The sequence below is a fragment of the Nocardioides sp. InS609-2 genome, assembly GCF_023208195.1.
Taxonomy (GTDB): Bacteria; Actinomycetota; Actinomycetes; order Propionibacteriales; family Nocardioidaceae; genus Nocardioides.
In genome coordinates, this window is record NZ_CP060034.1 from 4,472,476 (window position 1) to 4,488,890 (window position 16,415).

Annotated in this window: 18 protein-coding genes and 1 pseudogene; 11 read left to right on the top strand and 8 right to left on the bottom strand. The window is 68.9% G+C overall.

The features are described from left to right. Positions 1 to 642 precede the first annotated feature (642 nt). From H4Q84_RS22875 to H4Q84_RS23295, 5 genes and pseudogenes are all read right to left on the bottom strand, one after another. The gene (locus H4Q84_RS22875) at positions 643 to 1,440 is read right to left on the bottom strand and encodes a galactosyltransferase-related protein (protein ID WP_248581347.1); all 798 of its coding nucleotides are present in this window, start codon (positions 1,438 to 1,440) and stop codon (positions 643 to 645) included. Further along, positions 1,437 to 2,438 (bottom strand): glycosyltransferase, encoded by a 1,002-nt coding sequence (locus H4Q84_RS22880; protein ID WP_248581348.1) that lies wholly within the window; start codon positions 2,436 to 2,438, stop codon positions 1,437 to 1,439. Before H4Q84_RS22880 ends, H4Q84_RS22875 begins: the two co-directional genes overlap by 4 nt. Next, entirely contained in the window at positions 2,435 to 3,511 is a 1,077-nt protein-coding gene (locus H4Q84_RS22885; RefSeq protein ID WP_248581349.1) for a glycosyltransferase, read from the bottom strand. The genes H4Q84_RS22880 and H4Q84_RS22885 overlap by 4 nt, the downstream gene beginning before the upstream one ends. Further along, positions 3,508 to 4,551: a glycosyltransferase gene (locus H4Q84_RS22890; RefSeq protein WP_248581350.1), complete on the bottom strand. Its 1,044-nt coding sequence runs from the start codon at positions 4,549 to 4,551 to the stop codon at positions 3,508 to 3,510. Before H4Q84_RS22890 ends, H4Q84_RS22885 begins: the two co-directional genes overlap by 4 nt. 382 nt (positions 4,552 to 4,933) lie before the next feature. Further along, a pseudogene (locus H4Q84_RS23295) lies at positions 4,934 to 5,116 on the bottom strand (metal-sensitive transcriptional regulator); the annotation flags it as partial. Between the two features lie 113 nt (positions 5,117 to 5,229). Between H4Q84_RS23295 and thrS the strand changes: the two are divergent. Together thrS and H4Q84_RS22905 are read left to right on the top strand one after the other, a co-directional pair. After that, on the top strand, positions 5,230 to 7,212 hold the full coding sequence (thrS, locus tag H4Q84_RS22900) for a threonine--tRNA ligase (protein WP_248581351.1): 1,983 nt from the start codon (positions 5,230 to 5,232) through the stop codon (positions 7,210 to 7,212). A 3-nt stretch (positions 7,213 to 7,215) separates the two neighbouring features. Then, complete coding sequence (locus H4Q84_RS22905; protein ID WP_248581352.1) at positions 7,216 to 7,683, top strand: HIT family protein; 468 nt, start codon at positions 7,216 to 7,218, stop codon at positions 7,681 to 7,683. A 6-nt stretch (positions 7,684 to 7,689) separates the two neighbouring features. On the opposite strand, the gene H4Q84_RS22910 is transcribed toward H4Q84_RS22905, so the two are convergent. Next, the gene (locus H4Q84_RS22910; protein WP_248581353.1) at positions 7,690 to 8,406 is read right to left on the bottom strand and encodes an MBL fold metallo-hydrolase; all 717 of its coding nucleotides are present in this window, start codon (positions 8,404 to 8,406) and stop codon (positions 7,690 to 7,692) included. A gap of 23 nt (positions 8,407 to 8,429) precedes the next feature. On the opposite strand from H4Q84_RS22910, the gene H4Q84_RS22915 reads away from it, so the two are divergent. Next, on the top strand, positions 8,430 to 8,966 hold the full coding sequence (locus tag H4Q84_RS22915; RefSeq protein WP_248581354.1) for an HIT domain-containing protein: 537 nt from the start codon (positions 8,430 to 8,432) through the stop codon (positions 8,964 to 8,966). Between the two features lie 9 nt (positions 8,967 to 8,975). Here H4Q84_RS22915 and H4Q84_RS22920 read toward each other — a convergent pair whose 3' ends face one another. Continuing rightward, positions 8,976 to 10,118 (bottom strand): N(5)-(carboxyethyl)ornithine synthase, encoded by a 1,143-nt coding sequence (locus H4Q84_RS22920; protein ID WP_248581355.1) that lies wholly within the window; start codon positions 10,116 to 10,118, stop codon positions 8,976 to 8,978. Beyond that, entirely contained in the window at positions 10,115 to 10,249 is a 135-nt protein-coding gene (locus H4Q84_RS23300; protein WP_282580293.1) for a hypothetical protein, read from the bottom strand. The genes H4Q84_RS22920 and H4Q84_RS23300 overlap by 4 nt, the downstream gene beginning before the upstream one ends. Before the next feature lie 70 nt (positions 10,250 to 10,319). Here H4Q84_RS23300 and H4Q84_RS22925 point away from each other — a divergent pair, with 70 nt between their 5' ends. From H4Q84_RS22925 to H4Q84_RS22960, 8 genes are all read left to right on the top strand, one after another. Beyond that, on the top strand, positions 10,320 to 11,072 hold the full coding sequence (locus tag H4Q84_RS22925) for an inositol monophosphatase (protein ID WP_248581356.1): 753 nt from the start codon (positions 10,320 to 10,322) through the stop codon (positions 11,070 to 11,072). Between the two features lie 9 nt (positions 11,073 to 11,081). Beyond that, positions 11,082 to 11,705: a phosphatidylinositol phosphate synthase gene (gene pgsA, locus H4Q84_RS22930; protein ID WP_248581357.1), complete on the top strand. Its 624-nt coding sequence runs from the start codon at positions 11,082 to 11,084 to the stop codon at positions 11,703 to 11,705. Between the two features lie 43 nt (positions 11,706 to 11,748). Further along, entirely contained in the window at positions 11,749 to 12,657 is a 909-nt protein-coding gene (gene pdxS / locus H4Q84_RS22935) for a pyridoxal 5'-phosphate synthase lyase subunit PdxS (RefSeq protein WP_248581358.1), read from the top strand. A gap of 78 nt (positions 12,658 to 12,735) precedes the next feature. Then, positions 12,736 to 13,410 (top strand): alternate-type signal peptide domain-containing protein, encoded by a 675-nt coding sequence (locus H4Q84_RS22940; protein ID WP_248581359.1) that lies wholly within the window; start codon positions 12,736 to 12,738, stop codon positions 13,408 to 13,410. A gap of 4 nt (positions 13,411 to 13,414) precedes the next feature. After that, on the top strand, positions 13,415 to 13,951 hold the full coding sequence (locus H4Q84_RS22945; RefSeq protein WP_248581360.1) for a signal peptidase I: 537 nt from the start codon (positions 13,415 to 13,417) through the stop codon (positions 13,949 to 13,951). Then, positions 13,944 to 14,549: a TasA family protein gene (locus H4Q84_RS22950; RefSeq protein ID WP_248581361.1), complete on the top strand. Its 606-nt coding sequence runs from the start codon at positions 13,944 to 13,946 to the stop codon at positions 14,547 to 14,549. Before H4Q84_RS22945 ends, H4Q84_RS22950 begins: the two co-directional genes overlap by 8 nt. Further along, positions 14,546 to 15,394 (top strand): signal peptidase I, encoded by an 849-nt coding sequence (locus H4Q84_RS22955; protein ID WP_248581362.1) that lies wholly within the window; start codon positions 14,546 to 14,548, stop codon positions 15,392 to 15,394. The genes H4Q84_RS22950 and H4Q84_RS22955 overlap by 4 nt, the downstream gene beginning before the upstream one ends. 475 nt (positions 15,395 to 15,869) lie before the next feature. Then, on the top strand, positions 15,870 to 16,373 hold the full coding sequence (locus tag H4Q84_RS22960) for a hypothetical protein (RefSeq protein WP_248581363.1): 504 nt from the start codon (positions 15,870 to 15,872) through the stop codon (positions 16,371 to 16,373). Positions 16,374 to 16,415 lie beyond the last annotated feature (42 nt).

Genomic DNA, 16,415 nt, shown 5'->3' on the forward strand with positions numbered 1-16,415 from the left:
GCCCAAGCGGCGGCTGGACAGCGTCGCCGGAACCGACGTGCCTCTGAACGGTGCTCAACGCGGGAGTCCCCCTTCTGACGAGCCGAATCGTCCCGGCTCCAGACCGGTGAGACCCTTCGGTCAGATCCTAGCCATCAACGACTCGATGTGCGGTGCCTTGTAGGCAACACATGGCATCGCCAGCGCCTGCTTTCCTGCCTCGCGCGGGCCTCGAAGCCCTTGGTCAGACTTCGGGGACCCGACGAGACGCCGTCGATACGGCATGCGGCGTCACGCCGCCTCAGGGAGGAGCGGCCCCCGGGGCCATTGGCTTGACCCCGAGGACCTGGAGAGGGTTCACATGTCCGGCAGCTGCCTCTCGTGTCGTTGCGGTACCCACGGGGCTGGGCCGCAAACGTGGCGCCGCCAGTCTTGATGGGGTGGCGGAGCGTAGAGACCGTTCGGATCCCGGCTCTGGGCGCGAGGCGATTGCCTCGACCGGATCGTCGTCGGTCATGGCTCCACCTCCTGTGGGACGGACGTGCGTCCGAAGGGCAGCGGCATGGCTACAGCCAGAGAGGTCATGACAACAGGCTGCACGGCATGATCACCGACCGCGACGTCGTCCTGAACTGCGTCGCCGAGGGCATGGACAACGGGAGGTCAGGCACACAGGAACTCGTCACCGCGCCGGATGACAAGTCCGTCCCGCTCGAACGCTTCCAGCCATCCGAGCATCGGCGTTCGGCCCCAGCGCTCGCGGAAGATGGCGGCGTTACGGACGATGTCCTTGACGTGCTCGACCGGTGGGCGCGAGACCGGGTGCCACTGGTGGTACGCGCGGGCTGCGCCCACCCAGCCGAGGGCCAGGCCGGATCGGACAGCCGAGTGGCCGAAGTCGGTGTCCTCGCCCCCGTAGCCGACGTACCGCTCGCAGAATCCGCCGGAGCGTTGCCAGGAGTCGGCGGAGCAGGCGAAGGACAGGGACCAGAAGAGGTCAGGGTCGTGCCCGTGCTGGAGCTCACCGGGTTGCGGAGCCGGTCGAGCAGGGTGCGGGGCATCGAGCTCGTCGAGCCGGTCGAGGTCGTAGCCGGAGTGGGCCGGTGGGTCCAGATAGGTGACCGGCCCCGACCACACCGTGCCGGGATGGTGGCAGACGGCGTCGATGTAGCTGTCGATCAATGACCGGCCGGCCAGGCAGTCGACGTCGAGGAAGACGAGCACGTCGGTGCCGCGGTCGAGCGCAACGCGGGCGCCGAGGTTGCGTGCCGCAGCGAGGGGTAGGCCACGCTTGTCGGACGGCAGGCTCGCGTCAGACCCTTCGCGCTCGAGTACTGGGTCGGCGATGGCTACGACGACGTTTTCGTCCGGTGGTCGGACCGACAGCGCGAGCGACGCGCGTTGTGCGCGCAGATGGGCGTGCCGCCCGTGCGCGATCGTGACGACGCTGACGTGGGTCATGCTGGCGTTTCCCTCATGGCGACTTCCAGGATGACGGAGGCGAAGCGGTCGGCTGCCGAACCGTCACACCATCGCTCCCAGCCCTGACCATCGAGCCCGACGGCGGAGTCGAGCAACTCGGCCCATCCCATGGTGGGCACGTCGTCGGCGACGACTGCCGGCCAGCCATCGCGCAGCACGGCCGCGGTGGTGTCCTGCTCGTCGAACGGGCGCCGCTGGGGTATGACGACGGCCGGCCGTCGTGCCGCGGCCACCTCCGCGATGGCGTTCTGGCCGGCGTGGGTGAGCACCAGGTCGGCGTCGGCGATGGCCGCGCGCGGATCGGCGTTCCAGGTCCCGAGGTGCCGGCTCATCACGGTCCAGTCCCAGTGCGGCGTCTGCTGCCGTGCCGTCGTCACCAGCTCGCGGGTGAAGTCGTCACCACCGGTGCCCGCAAGCAGTGCCACCCGCGGACGGGATCGTCGTTCATGACGCACGGCGCCGACCGGAAAGCGTGAGAGGCCTCCCACAGCGTGGATGCGCGAGCTGAGCTGGTCAGGCAGACCGGGTAGGAGCCGCTCGGTCCACCCGGCGGGCCAGGCCGCTACCAGCTCGGCGCAGATGTCGAGACCGAGCCGGTGCACCTCGTCGTGGCGTCGGCCGGGCGACACGACACCGACGACGGGAACGCCGTGAAGACGGGCAAGCAGCGCCACCTCGACGGATGCGTCGACGACGAGAGTGCGCGGCCGAGAGCGGGCAACCCACTCGCTGATGAGATGCATGCGTCGGGTCAGGCCGGGATCTCCCAGCGGGACCCAGTGCAGGCGGCCACCGGCGGTCGGGTCGCGAGGTGCGGGGTCCTCGTCGTCGCGTGGCAGCTGCAACCACTCGCCCGGCCAGTCTCCTGGCTTCGGCAGCGACGAGATGCCGGTGACGGGAACGGTGAGGCTGCGAGCCACGGTCGTCGCCCGGTGCAGGTGCCCGCTGCCGTGGTGGTGGACGTAGTAGCCGATCACGCCGCCACCTCCGGGCGGGTGAGACCGGCGTAGATCCGTTCGTAGTCGTCGACCATGCGTTCGAGGGACAGGTGCGTGGCCGCGTGGCCGCGGACCGCGTCACGGTCGAGCCCACTCGCCAGTCGCATTGCGACGGCCAGCATCGGCACGTCCCCCGGCGTCGCCAGGCGTCCGGTGTCGTTGGTGACGAGCTCGGGCAGGGCCCCGCGCGCGTACGCCGCCACCGGGGTGCCGCACGACATCGCCTCCGCTGCCACGAGGCCGTACGGCTCGTCCCAGGCCGGTGTCACGACAGCGACGGCCGACGAACCGACCAGCTCGGCCAGCTCGCGCTCGGAGAGGTGTCCGGCGTAGCTGACCGCACCATGGAGTCGTGGCACGACGTACTGCTGGAAGTAGGAGTCGTCCAGTACCGGACCGGCCAGGACGAGGCGCATGCCCGCGAGGCGCGCCGCGTCGATGGCCTCGTGGGGTGCCTTCTCGGGCACGATCCGTCCCGACCAGACGGCGTCCGACCCTCCGGGTCCGGCCGACCAGCTCACGACGTCGACCCCATTGAGGATCGTGGTGGACTGCACCACTGGTGCCCAGGCTCGGGCGGTGAAGTCGGAGACAGCGACGAAGCTTCCGGCGCCGCGATCGAGGCGGATGGCCGACTCGAGCCACCATAGGGGAGGGGTGTGCAAAGTGGTGAGGACGGGGACGTGGAGCGAGCGGGCCATGGCGACGGGCAGATGGTGGAGGCTGTTGTTGTGCACGACGTCGAAGGGAGCCTGGGCATCCGCCAGATCGAGCATCAGCGCCAGGTAGGCGTGGTGCTCGGCCATGAGCACGGCGGGCGGTGCCTGCGTGTCCCAACGGCCGGACAACTGCTCGGTCGGCAGGACCTCCACGGGCATCGCGGTAACACCGAGGCGCGTGTCGGATCCCGGCGCCGCGAAGAGCGTCACGTCGTGGCCGCGGCGTACCAGCTCACGAGCCAGGTGGGCCGTCATCGACTCGAGGCCGCCCACGAAGGGCTCGCGTATCGGGAAACGGCAATTGGCGACCAGACAGATGCGGAGGCTGGTCATGCGAGGAGCGACCGGTAGAGGTTGTCGTGGCTCTCGTCGATCTCGCGGCGCTGCCGGCGACGATCCCCGACATCGGCACCCAGCTGGGGACGCTCCACGTAGGCCCTCGTGACCGCCGCGCGTAGCGACTCGGCGTCGAACTGGGACTCGTCGTGCACATAGCTCAGCACGGGGCCCTGGTCGGCGAAGTGTCCGCACGTGGGGGCAACCACCGTGGTCTGGAGGTCGCGGCAGGCCTCGAGCCAGCCGGAGTGGGTGCCGAAGCGGTAAGGGAGGACCGAGACATCGAGGGAGGCGAGGTAGGTCCACAGCTCGAGGTCGGTGAGGTAGTCGTGCACGTGCAGCTCGAGCGCGCCCAGCCGGTGCTCTGTGTCGAGCAGGGTAGCCAGCTCCGCGTCGTACCTCGCCCCACCCGGCTTGAGCACGTCGTTGTGACCGTTGACCTGGAGTACGGCACCGTCGAGATCGCGAACCGTTGCCACGAGGGTCGACATGAGCCGTTTCGGGTCCATGCTCGCCCGCAGACTCTTGACGTGCAGGCCCACCCGAAAGGTGTCTTGCGGGACGGAGGAGCGCTGGGCTCGCAGGGCGGAAACGGTGCGTAGGTCGACGACGTGGGGGTGCGGCACAACGGTGGCGGTGCGGCCCCATCGTTCGCTGATCTCGCTCGCGGCACCCGCGGTGAGCGTGATCAGGCCATCGGCCGCAGGTACGAGGACATCGAGCTGCTCGTCGTGAAGAGCGCGTTCTGAGTGGTGGGGGTTGCGCAGGTCATGCGCCGTGAACACGAGGGGCTTTCCCCGCTGGCGCAAGGTGCGGGTGAGGACATCCAGCTGCTCCGGAGTCGTTGCGTCGAAGCCGAAGTGCAGATGGAAGATGTCGAACTCCGCGGCGGCCGCCCACTCCGGACGAAGCATCACCGGCGGCCACCACCGCTGGGCCGTCGAGCTGGTGCCGCCCGGGTCCGGGTCGCGCAACCGCCGAACCGAGCGGCCGCCCGGCGCCGACAGGTGCCGGACGTAGACGTGTCCCGCAGGCACCGAGGCCACGGTGAGTGTTCGTTGCAAGGATGGGGAGTCCACGAGCGTCATGCATTCAGGTACCCCTTAAGACATGCGGTCAAGCATTGTGCGAACCGCCGGAGCAGATTTTCTCGGACCGACGGATCGTCGGGCATCCGGGGCTTCCGCGATCGCTTCGGAGATGCCGGGGATGCACCGCGGGATGGCCGAGCCAGGCCTCGGGGGAGTAGAGGGCACCGTTCAACACGGTCGACTCGCCTGGCCCTGCGTCGATGCGACCGACACCTGGGCCGTCATCCGGGTGCCAACCAAGCAGCTGACGTGACGTCTCAGCCATCGATGCCCGTCGCGCTGTGCGGCTCACCCACGGGCTTGCTGGGCGGCTGTTCGACGGAGGTCGCGTCCGTCTCGCCTTCGTGACGGCGGAGACCTGGGTGAGGATGTCGATGCAGTACTTGTCGTCCTCGACCATGCGGGCGATGCCTTTGACCTGGCCCTCTATGCGGCGCATCCGCTTGAGGTAGTCGTCCTTCTGGTTCCTATAGCCCGGGGGCGTATTGCCCTCGCTCGTGACGACTACCATACCCCCCTAGTGTATTTGAAGCAGGCCAGCTGGAAACCCACGCGAGAACAGTGGTGCCCCGCCGATACGATCAGCGGGTCCGATCCACAGCCCACCCATCAGGGAGTACCACCGTGTCCGAGATCAAGGTCGTCCGCATCCACGCCGGTGAGCGTCAGGAGCGGACCACCACGACGGGCACGAAGGCGTGGGAGCTGTTCGCCGACGACAGCAACGTGATCGCGGCGCGGGTGGGCGGCAGCCTCAGGGACCTCGCCCACGAGCTCGCCGACGGCGACCAGGTCGAGGGCGTGGCCATGGACAGCCCCGACGGGCGCGACATCCTGCGCCACTCCGCCGCGCACGTGCTCGCCCAGGCCGTGCAGCAGCTGTTCCCGCAGGCGCGCCTCGGCATCGGCCCGCCGATCGAGAACGGCTTCTACTACGACTTCGACGTCGAGACCCCTTTCGTGCCCGAGGATCTCGCCAAGATCGAGACCGCGATGCGCAAGATCATCAAGGAGGGCCAGAAGTTCGACCGTCGTGTCACCACCGATGCCGACGCCCTCGTCGAGCTGAAGGATGAGCCCTACAAGGTCGAGCTCATCGGCCTCAAGGGCAGCTCGAGCGAGGCCGCCGAGGGTGCGTCGGTCGAGGTCGGTGCCGGCGAGCTGACCATCTACGACAACGTACGACGCAACGGCGACGTCGCGTGGAGCGACCTGTGCCGTGGCCCGCACCTGCCCACCACCAAGCGGATCCCGGCGTTCAAGCTGATGCGCTCGGCCGCGGCGTACTGGCGAGGTGACGAGAAGAACAAGCAGCTTCAGCGCATCTACGGCACCGCCTGGGAGTCGAAGGAGGAGCTGGAAGCGCACCTGCACCGCATCGAGGAGGCGGAGCGCCGCGACCACCGCAAGCTCGGCCGCGACCTCGACCTCTACTCGTTCCCCGACGAGCTCGGCTCCGGCCTCGCGGTCTTCCACCCCAAGGGTGGGGTGATCCGGCGGGTCATGGAGGACTACGTCAAGCAGCGCCACATCGAGGAGGGCTTCGAGTACGTCGCCACCCCGCACATCACCAAGGAGGGGCTCTTCCACACCTCCGGGCACCTGCCGTACTACGCAGACACGATGTTCCCGCCCATGGAGATGGAGGGCAGCGACTACTACCTCAAGGCCATGAACTGCCCGATGCACAACCTGATCTATCGCTCGCGCGGCCGTTCCTATCGGGAGCTCCCGCTGCGTCTGTTCGAGCTCGGGTCGGTCTATCGCTACGAGAAGTCCGGAGTGGTGCACGGGCTGACCAGGGTGCGCGGCCTGACCATGGACGACTCGCACTCCTATGTCATGCCCGAGCAGGCGGCCGACGAGATCAAGCACCTGTTGACCTTCCTACTCGGCCTGCTCAAGGACTTCGGACTGGACGACTTCTACCTCGAGCTGTCCACGCGCGACGACTCCAAGCCCGACAAGTTCATCGGCTCCAACGAGGAGTGGGCCAAGGCGACCCGCATCCTCGAGGAAGCCGCCACCGAGTCGGGACTGGAGCTCGTAGCAGACCCGGGCGGTGCCGCGTTCTACGGACCGAAGATCTCGGTGCAGGCCCGCGACGCGATCGGCCGGACCTGGCAGATGTCGACCGTCCAGTACGACTTCAACCAGCCGAAGGGCTTCGAGCTGGAGTACCAGGCTCCTGACGGCACCCGCCAGCAGCCGGTGATGATCCACTCCGCGAAGTTCGGCTCGATGGAGCGCTTCATGGGCGTGCTGGTCGAGCACTACGCCGGTGCCTTCCCGCCCTGGCTCGCGCCGGTGCAGGTGCAGGCGATCCCGATCGCCGACGTACACGCCGACTACCTGCACGACATCGCCAAGCGGATGAAGGCGCAGGGCCTGCGCGTCGAGGTCGACGACTCCGACGACCGGATGCAGAAGAAGATCCGTAACGCGCAGCTGCAGAAGGTGCCGTTCATGATGATCGCCGGCAACGACGACATCGAGGCCGGCGCCGTGTCGTTCCGCTACCGCGACGGACGCCAGGACAACGGCGTCCCCGTCGACGAGGCGATTGCGCGTGTTGCGGAGGCTGTTGCCGGGCGCGTCCAGGTCTAGTGCGTGACGGTCTCCCATGAACCCGGCGGCTACGACTGTCCTTTCTGCCTGATCCAGCACGGCGTGTTCAACGACCACAACCGGCCCGAGGACCTCGTGGCCGGCGACGACCTCGCGTTCGCACGCATCTCGCCGAAGTGGTGGCCGGCCAATCCCGGCGCCGCTCTGGTGATGCCACGCGCACACCACGAGAACCTGTACGACGTGCCGGACGACGCGGGCCATGCAGTGTGGGACCTGACCAGGCGGGTCGCGCGTGCGATGAGGTCGGTGTACGGGTGTGACGGCTCGTCGATCCGCCAGCACAACGAACCCGCAGGCGACCAGGACGTCTGGCACCTGCACGTCCACGTCTTTCCGCGCTGGCGGGACGACCGCCTCTACGAGCGGCACGCCCAGGCGCGCTGGGTGAGTCCAGTGGAACGGGCGCCGTATGCCGATCTGCTGCGGACGGCGCTGCTCGACAGCTGAGTGGAGCTACCGCGCAGGGTTCTTCGCGAGGAACTTCCGGATGTGCTCGCGCGGCGCGTCGCGAATCTCGGGGCCGTGCGTGAATGCTGCGACGTCGTACTGGAGCTCGGTGAGGCGGTGCGCGGTCTGCTGGGTCATCCGGAAGTCGGTGCAGAACGACTTCACCGGCCAGCGCAGGCCGAGCACGTTGAAGATCGAGTCGCCGGTGATGAGCACGCCGGAGCTCTCGTGGAAGTACGCCGCGTGGCCGGGCGAGTGTCCGGGAGTGTGTATGACGCGCAGCCCACCGGCCACCGGGAGCACCTGGCCGTCAGTCAGCTCCTCCGAGACAGGCACCGGGTCGAACGTCGCCGGCGGCGAGAGACGCTGCATCAGCTTGCCGAGCCTCGTCGTCGCCTGCTGGGGCGGCGACTGCCCGGTACGCGCGTACTCCGCGTCGTCGGTGTGCACGCCGAACTCCTGCCCCGTGACCTTCGCGACGTGCGCCGCCCCGCCGGCATGGTCGACGTGGGCGTGGGTGAGCAGCAGCCGTGTGACGTCGGACGGACCGGAGCCGATGGAGGACAGCGCGGCCATCACCTTGGGGCCGGACGACTTCAGGCCCATGTCGATCAGCGTCACCTGGCCGTCGGCGTCACGCAGGATGAACCCGTTGACGAAGTCACGCACCAGCGGCACCCGCCATACACCGGGTGCGAGCTCGACCGTTGCCTGTCGTGCCATGTGTTCCTCCTAGAGTGACCGTCATGTCCGATGATGCCGTGCGCCAGGACGGAGCGGGAGCCCCCGACGAGCTCGAGCGTCTCTGGACGCCGTACCGGATGGCCTACATCCGTGGCGAGAACAAGCCGGACGACGACTCGACGGGCCAGTGCCCGTTCTGCCGGGTGCCGACGCTGGACGACGAGGCCGGGCTGATCGTGCACCGTGGCGACCTGGCCTACGTGGTGCTGAACCTCTACCCGTACTCGCCGGGGCACCTGATGGTGTGTCCCTACCGGCACGTCGCCGACTACACCGACACCACCGACGCCGAGGCGGTCGAGATCGCGGCGCTGACCAAGCGGGCGATGGCCACGATTCGGGGAGTGTCGGGCGCGGGCGGCTTCAACCTGGGCATGAACCAGGGCAGCGTTGCGGGCGCTGGCATCTCGGCGCACCTGCACCAGCACGTGGTGCCGCGCTGGCCCGGTGACCAGAACTTCATGCCGATCATCGGCCGCACGCGCACGCTGCCCGAACTGCTGCAGGACACCCGGGCCCACCTGGCCGAGGCCTGGTAGGCGCAGGCCTCAGCCGATGAGGTGCGGCTGCTCCTCGGAGCGACCCTGGAACGCCAGGATCGCCGGGTTCAGGATCAGGCCGTCGCGGATCTCGATGGCGCGGCTGATGGTCTCGTCGGCAAGCCACGAGTCGGGCCCCGACAGCACCGTCTCGATGAACGGCAGCAGCGCCTCGCTGTTCTCCCACGTCGCGGAGTTCCAGAGGTACGACGGGCTGTGGTCGACCGCGTAGTAGTTGACGTGGTCGCCGACGGTGAACATCGGGTCGTCGAAGGTAGTCGGCGTGGCCCACTCGAAGCCCATGGCCTCGTCGCACGACACGTCGACGATCAGGCTGCCGGGACGGAAGGCGACGAGGTCGTCGTTTCGCAGGTAGGTGAGCGGCGCGGCGGTGTCCTGCAGCGTGCAGTTGACGATGATGTCGTTCTCCGCGAGGTACGGCGCGAGGGGCACGCGGCCGCGGTCGGTGATGACGTGACTGGCGGACGGATCGTCCGGGTCGTGGTCGAACTGCCGGATCCGCACCGAGTGGATGGGCGAGCCGACGGCCGCGACACCACGGGTCGTGAGCACCGCGACCTCGTTGACGCCATGCGCCTTCAGGGCCGTCACCGCACCGCGGGCGGTCGCGCCGAAGCCGATCACCACCGCGCTCAGCCGACGGCCGTAGTCGCCCGTGATGCCGACGAGCTCCATCGCCTGGAGCACCGAGCAGTAGCCCGCGAGCTCGTTGTTCTTGTGGAAGACGTGCAGGCCGACGTAGCCGTCGACGGTCCAGTGGTTCATCGCCTCGAAGGCGATCATCGTCAGCTTCCTGTCGATCGCCAGCTGGGTGATCTCCGTGTCCTGGACGCAGTGCGGCCAACCCCAGAGCACCTGACCCTCACGCATGGCCGCGACGTCCTCGTGCTGCGGCTTGGGGAGTACGACGACGTCGGAGTCCCTGATGATCTCGTCGCGGGACGCGAAGCCGGCGACGAACTCGGCCAAGTCGTCGTCACTGCGTCCGAAGCGCTCGCCGTACCCGTGCTCGAGGGTGATCTGGGCCGCGATGTGCGGCTCCAGTCGCGCTAGGTGTTCGGGGTGCAGGGGGAGGCGGTGTTCGTTCTCCTTGGCGGACGTGCCGATGATGCCGAGGCTGAGGAGGCTCACTTCTTCTTGTTGCCCAGGCTCTCCACGGCGGTGTTCGCGCCGGAGGCTTTCGCGTGCTTCTCGGCCCGCTTCTCCTTGATGGACTTGCTGGACTTCTTGGTCATGCCTTGCCGTGGCGACTTGTCGGCCATCGGGGCTCCCTTGTTGGAAGCCTGAATGGCTCCGTGCTGCCACAATACGCCAGCCGGTAGCGTTCGCGCCGTGGACGATGCGCAGCTGGCAGCCGACCTGGTCCGTGAGGCCGGAGCCCTCGCTCTCGGCATGCTCGCCGAGGGTGTGGACACGGAGCGCAAGACGTCGGTGTCCGACGTCGTGACCGCCGCAGACCGGGCCGCCGAGCGGCACGTGGTCGACCGGCTCCGGGTCGAGCGCCCCGACGACGCGATCGTGGGGGAGGAGGGTGCCGACCACCCCGGCACCACCGGCCGGACCTGGGTCATCGACCCCGTCGACGGCACCTACAACTTCTCGCACGGGCTCGGCTGGTGGTGCTCCGCGATCGCGCTCTCCGACACCGACGGAGTGGTACTCGGCGCTGTGCACCACCCCGAGACCGACATCCTCTACGTCGGCGGGCCGGACCTGCACCCCACGCGCAACGGCGTGTCCATGGCACCGATCGGTGACGTCGCGCTGTCCCAGACCTGCGCCGCGACCTACCTTCACCCGCCCATCGACGACGAGCGAGGCGCCGCCTTCGCCCGGGTCGTGGGCGGCCTGGCGACCCTGCGGATGCTCGGCTCCGGCACCCTCGACGCGATGGCGGTGGCCCAGGGGCAGTTCGGCGTCACGTTCCAGCACTCCGTGGCCGACTGGGACCGGTTGCCCGGCGAGGCGATCATCCGCGGGCTCGGCGGCGAGGCCCGTCGTACGTCGGCAGCAGGGGTCGAGTGGTACGTCGCCGGGGCGCCCACCGCGGTGGCCGAGGTCTGCGCCGCACTCGAGTCCCGGTAGCCTGCGCCCGTGCTCGACAGGTTCAAGGGTTTTTGGCAGGGCGTCATGCTGGCGCCGTTCGTCAGGCTGTTCATCAAGCTCGGGATCAGCCCCGACGCCGTCACTCTCGTCGGCACTCTCGGGGTGAGCGCCGGCGCGCTGATCTTCTTCCCGCAGGGGATGCTGTGGCAGGGCGTCGTGTTCATCACAGCCTTCGTCTTCAGCGACCTGATCGACGGCCAGATGGCCCGCACCATGGGCCGCACCGACAAGTTCGGCGCGTTCCTCGACTCCACCCTCGACCGGATCGCCGATGGTGCGCTGTTCGCCGGCCTGGCGCTCTTCTTCGCGTGGCAGGTCGAGGACCGGCTCTACCTCGTGCTGTCGCTCGTGTGCCTGGTCATGGGCGGCGTGACGTCGTACGCCCGGTCGCGGGGCGAGGGGCTCGGCTTCAACGCCAAGACCGGCATCGCCGAGCGGGCCGACCGCCTGGTGGCGATCCTCGTGATGACGTTCTTCGGTGACGTGCTGGACGTCCCGTTCCTCTACGAGCTCACCCTCTGGGTGCTCGCCGTCGCCAGCACGATCACGGTCATCCAGCGGGTCATGCTCGTCCGCAGGCAGGCACTCGCTGCACCCACCGCCGACGGCTGATCCCGAATACGGCTTCCGGCACCGGTCGCCGTACGATTGGGGCATGGCTGAGAGCACCCCCGAACACACCCCCCAGACCGGCACCTCGCGCGTGAAGCGCGGCATGGCAGAGATGCTCAAGGGTGGCGTGATCATGGACGTCGTCACCGCCGAGCAGGCCAAGATCGCCGAGGACGCCGGAGCCGTCGCGGTGATGGCCCTCGAGCGCGTGCCGGCCGACATCCGTGCCCAGGGCGGCGTCAGCCGGATGAGCGACCCCGACATGATCGACAGCATCATCGAGACCGTCTCCATCCCGGTGATGGCCAAGGCTCGCATCGGCCACTTCGCCGAGGCGCAGATCCTGCAGAGCCTCGGCGTCGACTACATCGACGAGTCCGAGGTGCTGACCCCGGCCGATTACGCCAACCACATCGACAAGTGGCAGTTCACCGTGCCGTTCGTGTGCGGCGCGACCAACCTGGGCGAGGCGCTGCGTCGCATCACCGAGGGTGCCGCGATGATCCGCTCCAAGGGCGAGGCCGGCACCGGCGACGTCTCCAACGCGGTCACCCACATGCGCACCATCCGCGCCGAGCTGCGCCGCCTGCAGGGCATGCAGCCCGACGAGCTGTACGTCGCGGCGAAGGAGCTCCAGGCGCCGTACGACCTGGTCAAGGAGGTCGCCGAGGCCGGCAAGCTCCCGGTGGTCCTCTTCACCGCGGGCGGCATCGCCACCCCGGCCGACGCCGCGATGATGATGCAGCTCGGCGCCGAGGGCGTGTTCGTCGGCTCCGGCATCTTCAAGTCCGGCAACCCCGAGCAGCGCGCCGAGGCGATCGTCAAGGCCACCACGTTCTACGACGACCCCGACGTCGTCGCCAAGGTCAGCCGCGGGCTGGGCGAGGCGATGGTCGGCATCAACGTCGACGAGATCCCGCAGCCGCACCGCCTGTCCGAGCGCGGCTGGTGAGTTGAGCAGGTCACCCTCACTGCTGTGGCCCAGAAGGGCCAGCTCGTCTAGTCATATCTGACCAGACGACTGTCCCGAATGGCTCGTTCGACCCGGTTGCGAGCCGGATTCGACCCGATCCGGTCGTTCGTCCTCGTCATCGTGGTATCCGTGCGGCACTCGACTCAGGTGCCGAAGCTGGGTACGTCGGGCAAGTCATGGGGAGACCACATGAACAAGACGACCAAGGGCGCGGCGGCGGCGGGAGCCGCGGCTGTCCTACTGCTCGGCGGGCTGGGATCGCTGGCCTACTGGACCGACGACGAGACGATCGGCGGCGGTGCGATCAACTCGGGCAGCCTGTCACTCGGGACCGATGCGACGAACACCGGATGCGGCGCCTGGGCGCTCGACAGTGCGGAGAGCGCGCCGGCCACGTACGCCGTGGGTGACCCCCTCGTCCCCGGAGACGTCCTCACCCGCGTGTGCAGCTACACCGTCAACGCCGAGGGCAATCACCTCCGCGCCGCCCTCGACATCTCGACACCGACGCTCACCGCTGGCACCGGGTCCTTCGGGTCGGACCTCACGGTCGACATCAGCGACATCACGGTCGGCGGCACAGCGTCCACGACGTTCACCGAAGCCGACGACGGCGAAGCCCTGACCGCGCGGGTCAATGTGACTTTCGCGCCGACGTCGGGCAACACCACCCAGAACGTCACCGCGGTCCTCGAGGACCTGACGCTCACCGCCACCCAGGTGCACGCCTGATCTGATGGTGACCTGGATCTGGCGCATCGGGTGCTGGACAGTGATCCTGGCCGTGTCGGCGGCGGCAGCGGCGGCAGTCCTGGTGCCGCGGCTGGCCGGCGCCACGCCGTACTCCGTGCTCAGCGGCTCCATGCGGCCCGGACTGTCCCCGGGCACCCTGGTCGTCGTCCGTCCTGTGGAACCCGAAGACATCGGCATCGGCACGGTCATCACCTACCAGCCCGAGTCCGGCCGACGCTTCGTCACCCACCGCGTGGTCGCCCAGGGCGTGGGCCCCGACGGCGATCCGGTGTTCAGGACCCAGGGCGACGCCAACGGCTCGCCGGACAAGGAGTGGGTCCGATCTGTGCAGGTGAGCGGTGAGCTGTGGTACTCGGCGCCATGGCTCGGTCACGTCAGCACAGTGCTCACCGGCCGCGAACGACAGGTGGGCGTGACCGTCGTCGCCGTGGGGCTCCTCGGCTATGCGCTGCTCATGTTCGCGGCCGCGGCGCGCGACCGACAGCGGCACGGCCACACGACGGAGGCCCTCCATGTCTAGGGCGCGTCTGACCGACCGCATGCGCTCACCGCGGGTGCGGGCCGCGCTGGGCCTGGGCGTCCTGCTGGGCTTCGTGGCCACCGGCACCTTCGCCTACTGGACCGACGAGGTGCCCATCACGGGGACGTCGTTCAGCGCGGGGAACCTCGATCTCCGGGTCAACGGCGTCGACGCGGCCACGACCACCACCCTGTCGATGGCGGCCATGGCCCCGCGGAGCTCGGCAGCCGAGGTGCTGACGGTCAGGAACAACGGGACGGTGCCGTTGATGTACACGATGACCGGCGGACTGACCGGCGCCGATGCCGGGGCGTACGCCGCGGCGACGGCGCTCAGGCTCACCGTCGTGGTCGGCGCGACCCGGTCAGGTACGGGGAGCAGTGCGACCTGCACGGGTGGCGCGATCATCGTCAACGCAGTCCCACTGACCGCGACCCCGTCGACAGCGATCATCGGAGCGCGGCGTGGCCCGCTGGCGCCCGCCGCCACCGAGCCGCTCTGCGTGCAGATCACGCTCGACCCGGCAGCGCCCGGCAGTCTCCAGGGCAGGGCAGCGACCGCAACATTCACGATCACCGGCACCTCGGACATCTCGTGACGGCGAGCTCGCGTATCCGGCACCGGATCCGGGAGGTGCTGTTGACTGCTGGTGCCGTGCTCGGAACGGGCTGTCTTCTGCTGGGGATGGCTGCGGTGGTGTTCGGGGCGCACGTGCTCGTCTTCCGGTCCGGCTCGATGGCTCCGAGCGCTCACACGGGGGACGTGGCTCTGGCGCGGACGGTGAGTGCCACCGAGCTGCGGCCCGGCGACGTGGTCTCGGTGCTCAACGCCACCGGCGATCGGGTGACCCATCGGGTGGTCGATGTCGCCGGCCAGGGCCACCTCCGTCGGCTGACGCTCAAAGGCGACGCCAACGACACTCCCGACCGCGAGGTGTACACCCTCAGCGAGGCACAACGAGTGCTGTTCGTCGTACCCAAGGCCGGCTTCGTCGTCGCATGGGGAACCGGGCCGATCGGCCTGATGGCGCTGGGCGGGTACACCGTCTTCCTGCTGTGGGTGCTACTGCGTCGCGGCGAGCGCGACGACCACAACTCGCCGTCGCCGGCCCGCTGGGCGCTACCGGTCGCCCTGATCCTCGTGGCCGGAGCAGCCGCGGCGACGGGGCTGCCGGCACGGGCCTGGGCCGCTCCGTGGACCGACGCGGCCCCCGTGGGCGGGCACCACCCTCCAGTCGGCCACGGTTCCGGCACCGGCCAACTTCAGTTGCGGGCTGATTGGAGTCGCCTCTGTCACCTTCACCTGGACGGCGGTGCCGGGCGCGACCGACTACATCGTCCATTACGAGGCCGGTGGAGCGCAGACAGCCACAACGACCAACACCTCGATGACCATCACGACCTTGATCTCGCAAGGAACCGCCTGGGTGGTGGCGAACCGTAACTTCGGCGTCACGACATGGTCTTCCGGCGCATCCAACACGCGCACGTACACGGTCGCGGCCGCGAGTCTCTGCTCCTGAGGGGCGGCGCCACCCGCATCAAGCTTTCGGTCACGCCGCGGGGGCGTGCTGAGGCACGTCCCCAGAGTTGGCGGCTGCCGCAGCCGAGCGTCGGGGCCTCGCCTGTCACGGCGATGTCGGCACGCTGGGCGCCGCGACCTGCGCCGTACGACGTCCCGAGGAGCTCGCGAGGTGCGACGGTCCGGCTCATGCCCGGCGGAGAGTCGACCACGATGGCCAAGCTGGCCAGGGCGTGCTAATCATCCGATCGGTCAGATTTCGCGCCCCTTTCTCCAGTTCTCGCCCCCGGGGGCTCGACAACCGCCATGCTCCAGGCAAGGACCGGACGCGACATCGTCGCTCAGGTCACCGTTTCGGCGAGGGAATGTCCTCCCGACCACGACTAGGTGGAACTGCATGGCCAGCATCACAACCCCCAAGAACGAGAAGAAGCCCAACAGGAAGAAGAAGGTCGCGCTCCTCACGACCGCCGTGGTACTGGTCGGTGGCGCGGCGTTCGCGTACTGGACCGGCACCGGTTCGGGCACCGGCACCGGGTCGACCGCCACCGCCGTGACCGCGCTGACCGCCGTGCAGACCAGCACGGTGAGCAACCTCGCGCCGGGTGCGACTGCGCAGCCGCTGAGCGGCAACTTCAACAACTCCAACAGCGGCCCGGTCTACGTCGCCACCGTGACGGCCAGCATCGCCTCGGTCGTCAAGGCCGCCGGCGCGGTCGCCGGGACCTGTGACGCGACCGACTACACGCTCGCCAACGCGACCATGACCGTCGGCGCGCAGGTGCCGGCCGGCACCGCGCAGGGCGCGTGGACCGGTGCCACCATCCAGTTCAACAACAAGGCGACGAACCAGGACCAGTGCAAGGGCGCGACCGTCAACCTGGCCTACGCGATCGCCTGATCTGTCCGGAGCGAAGGGTGATGCGCCGGCCGGCCGGCCGGC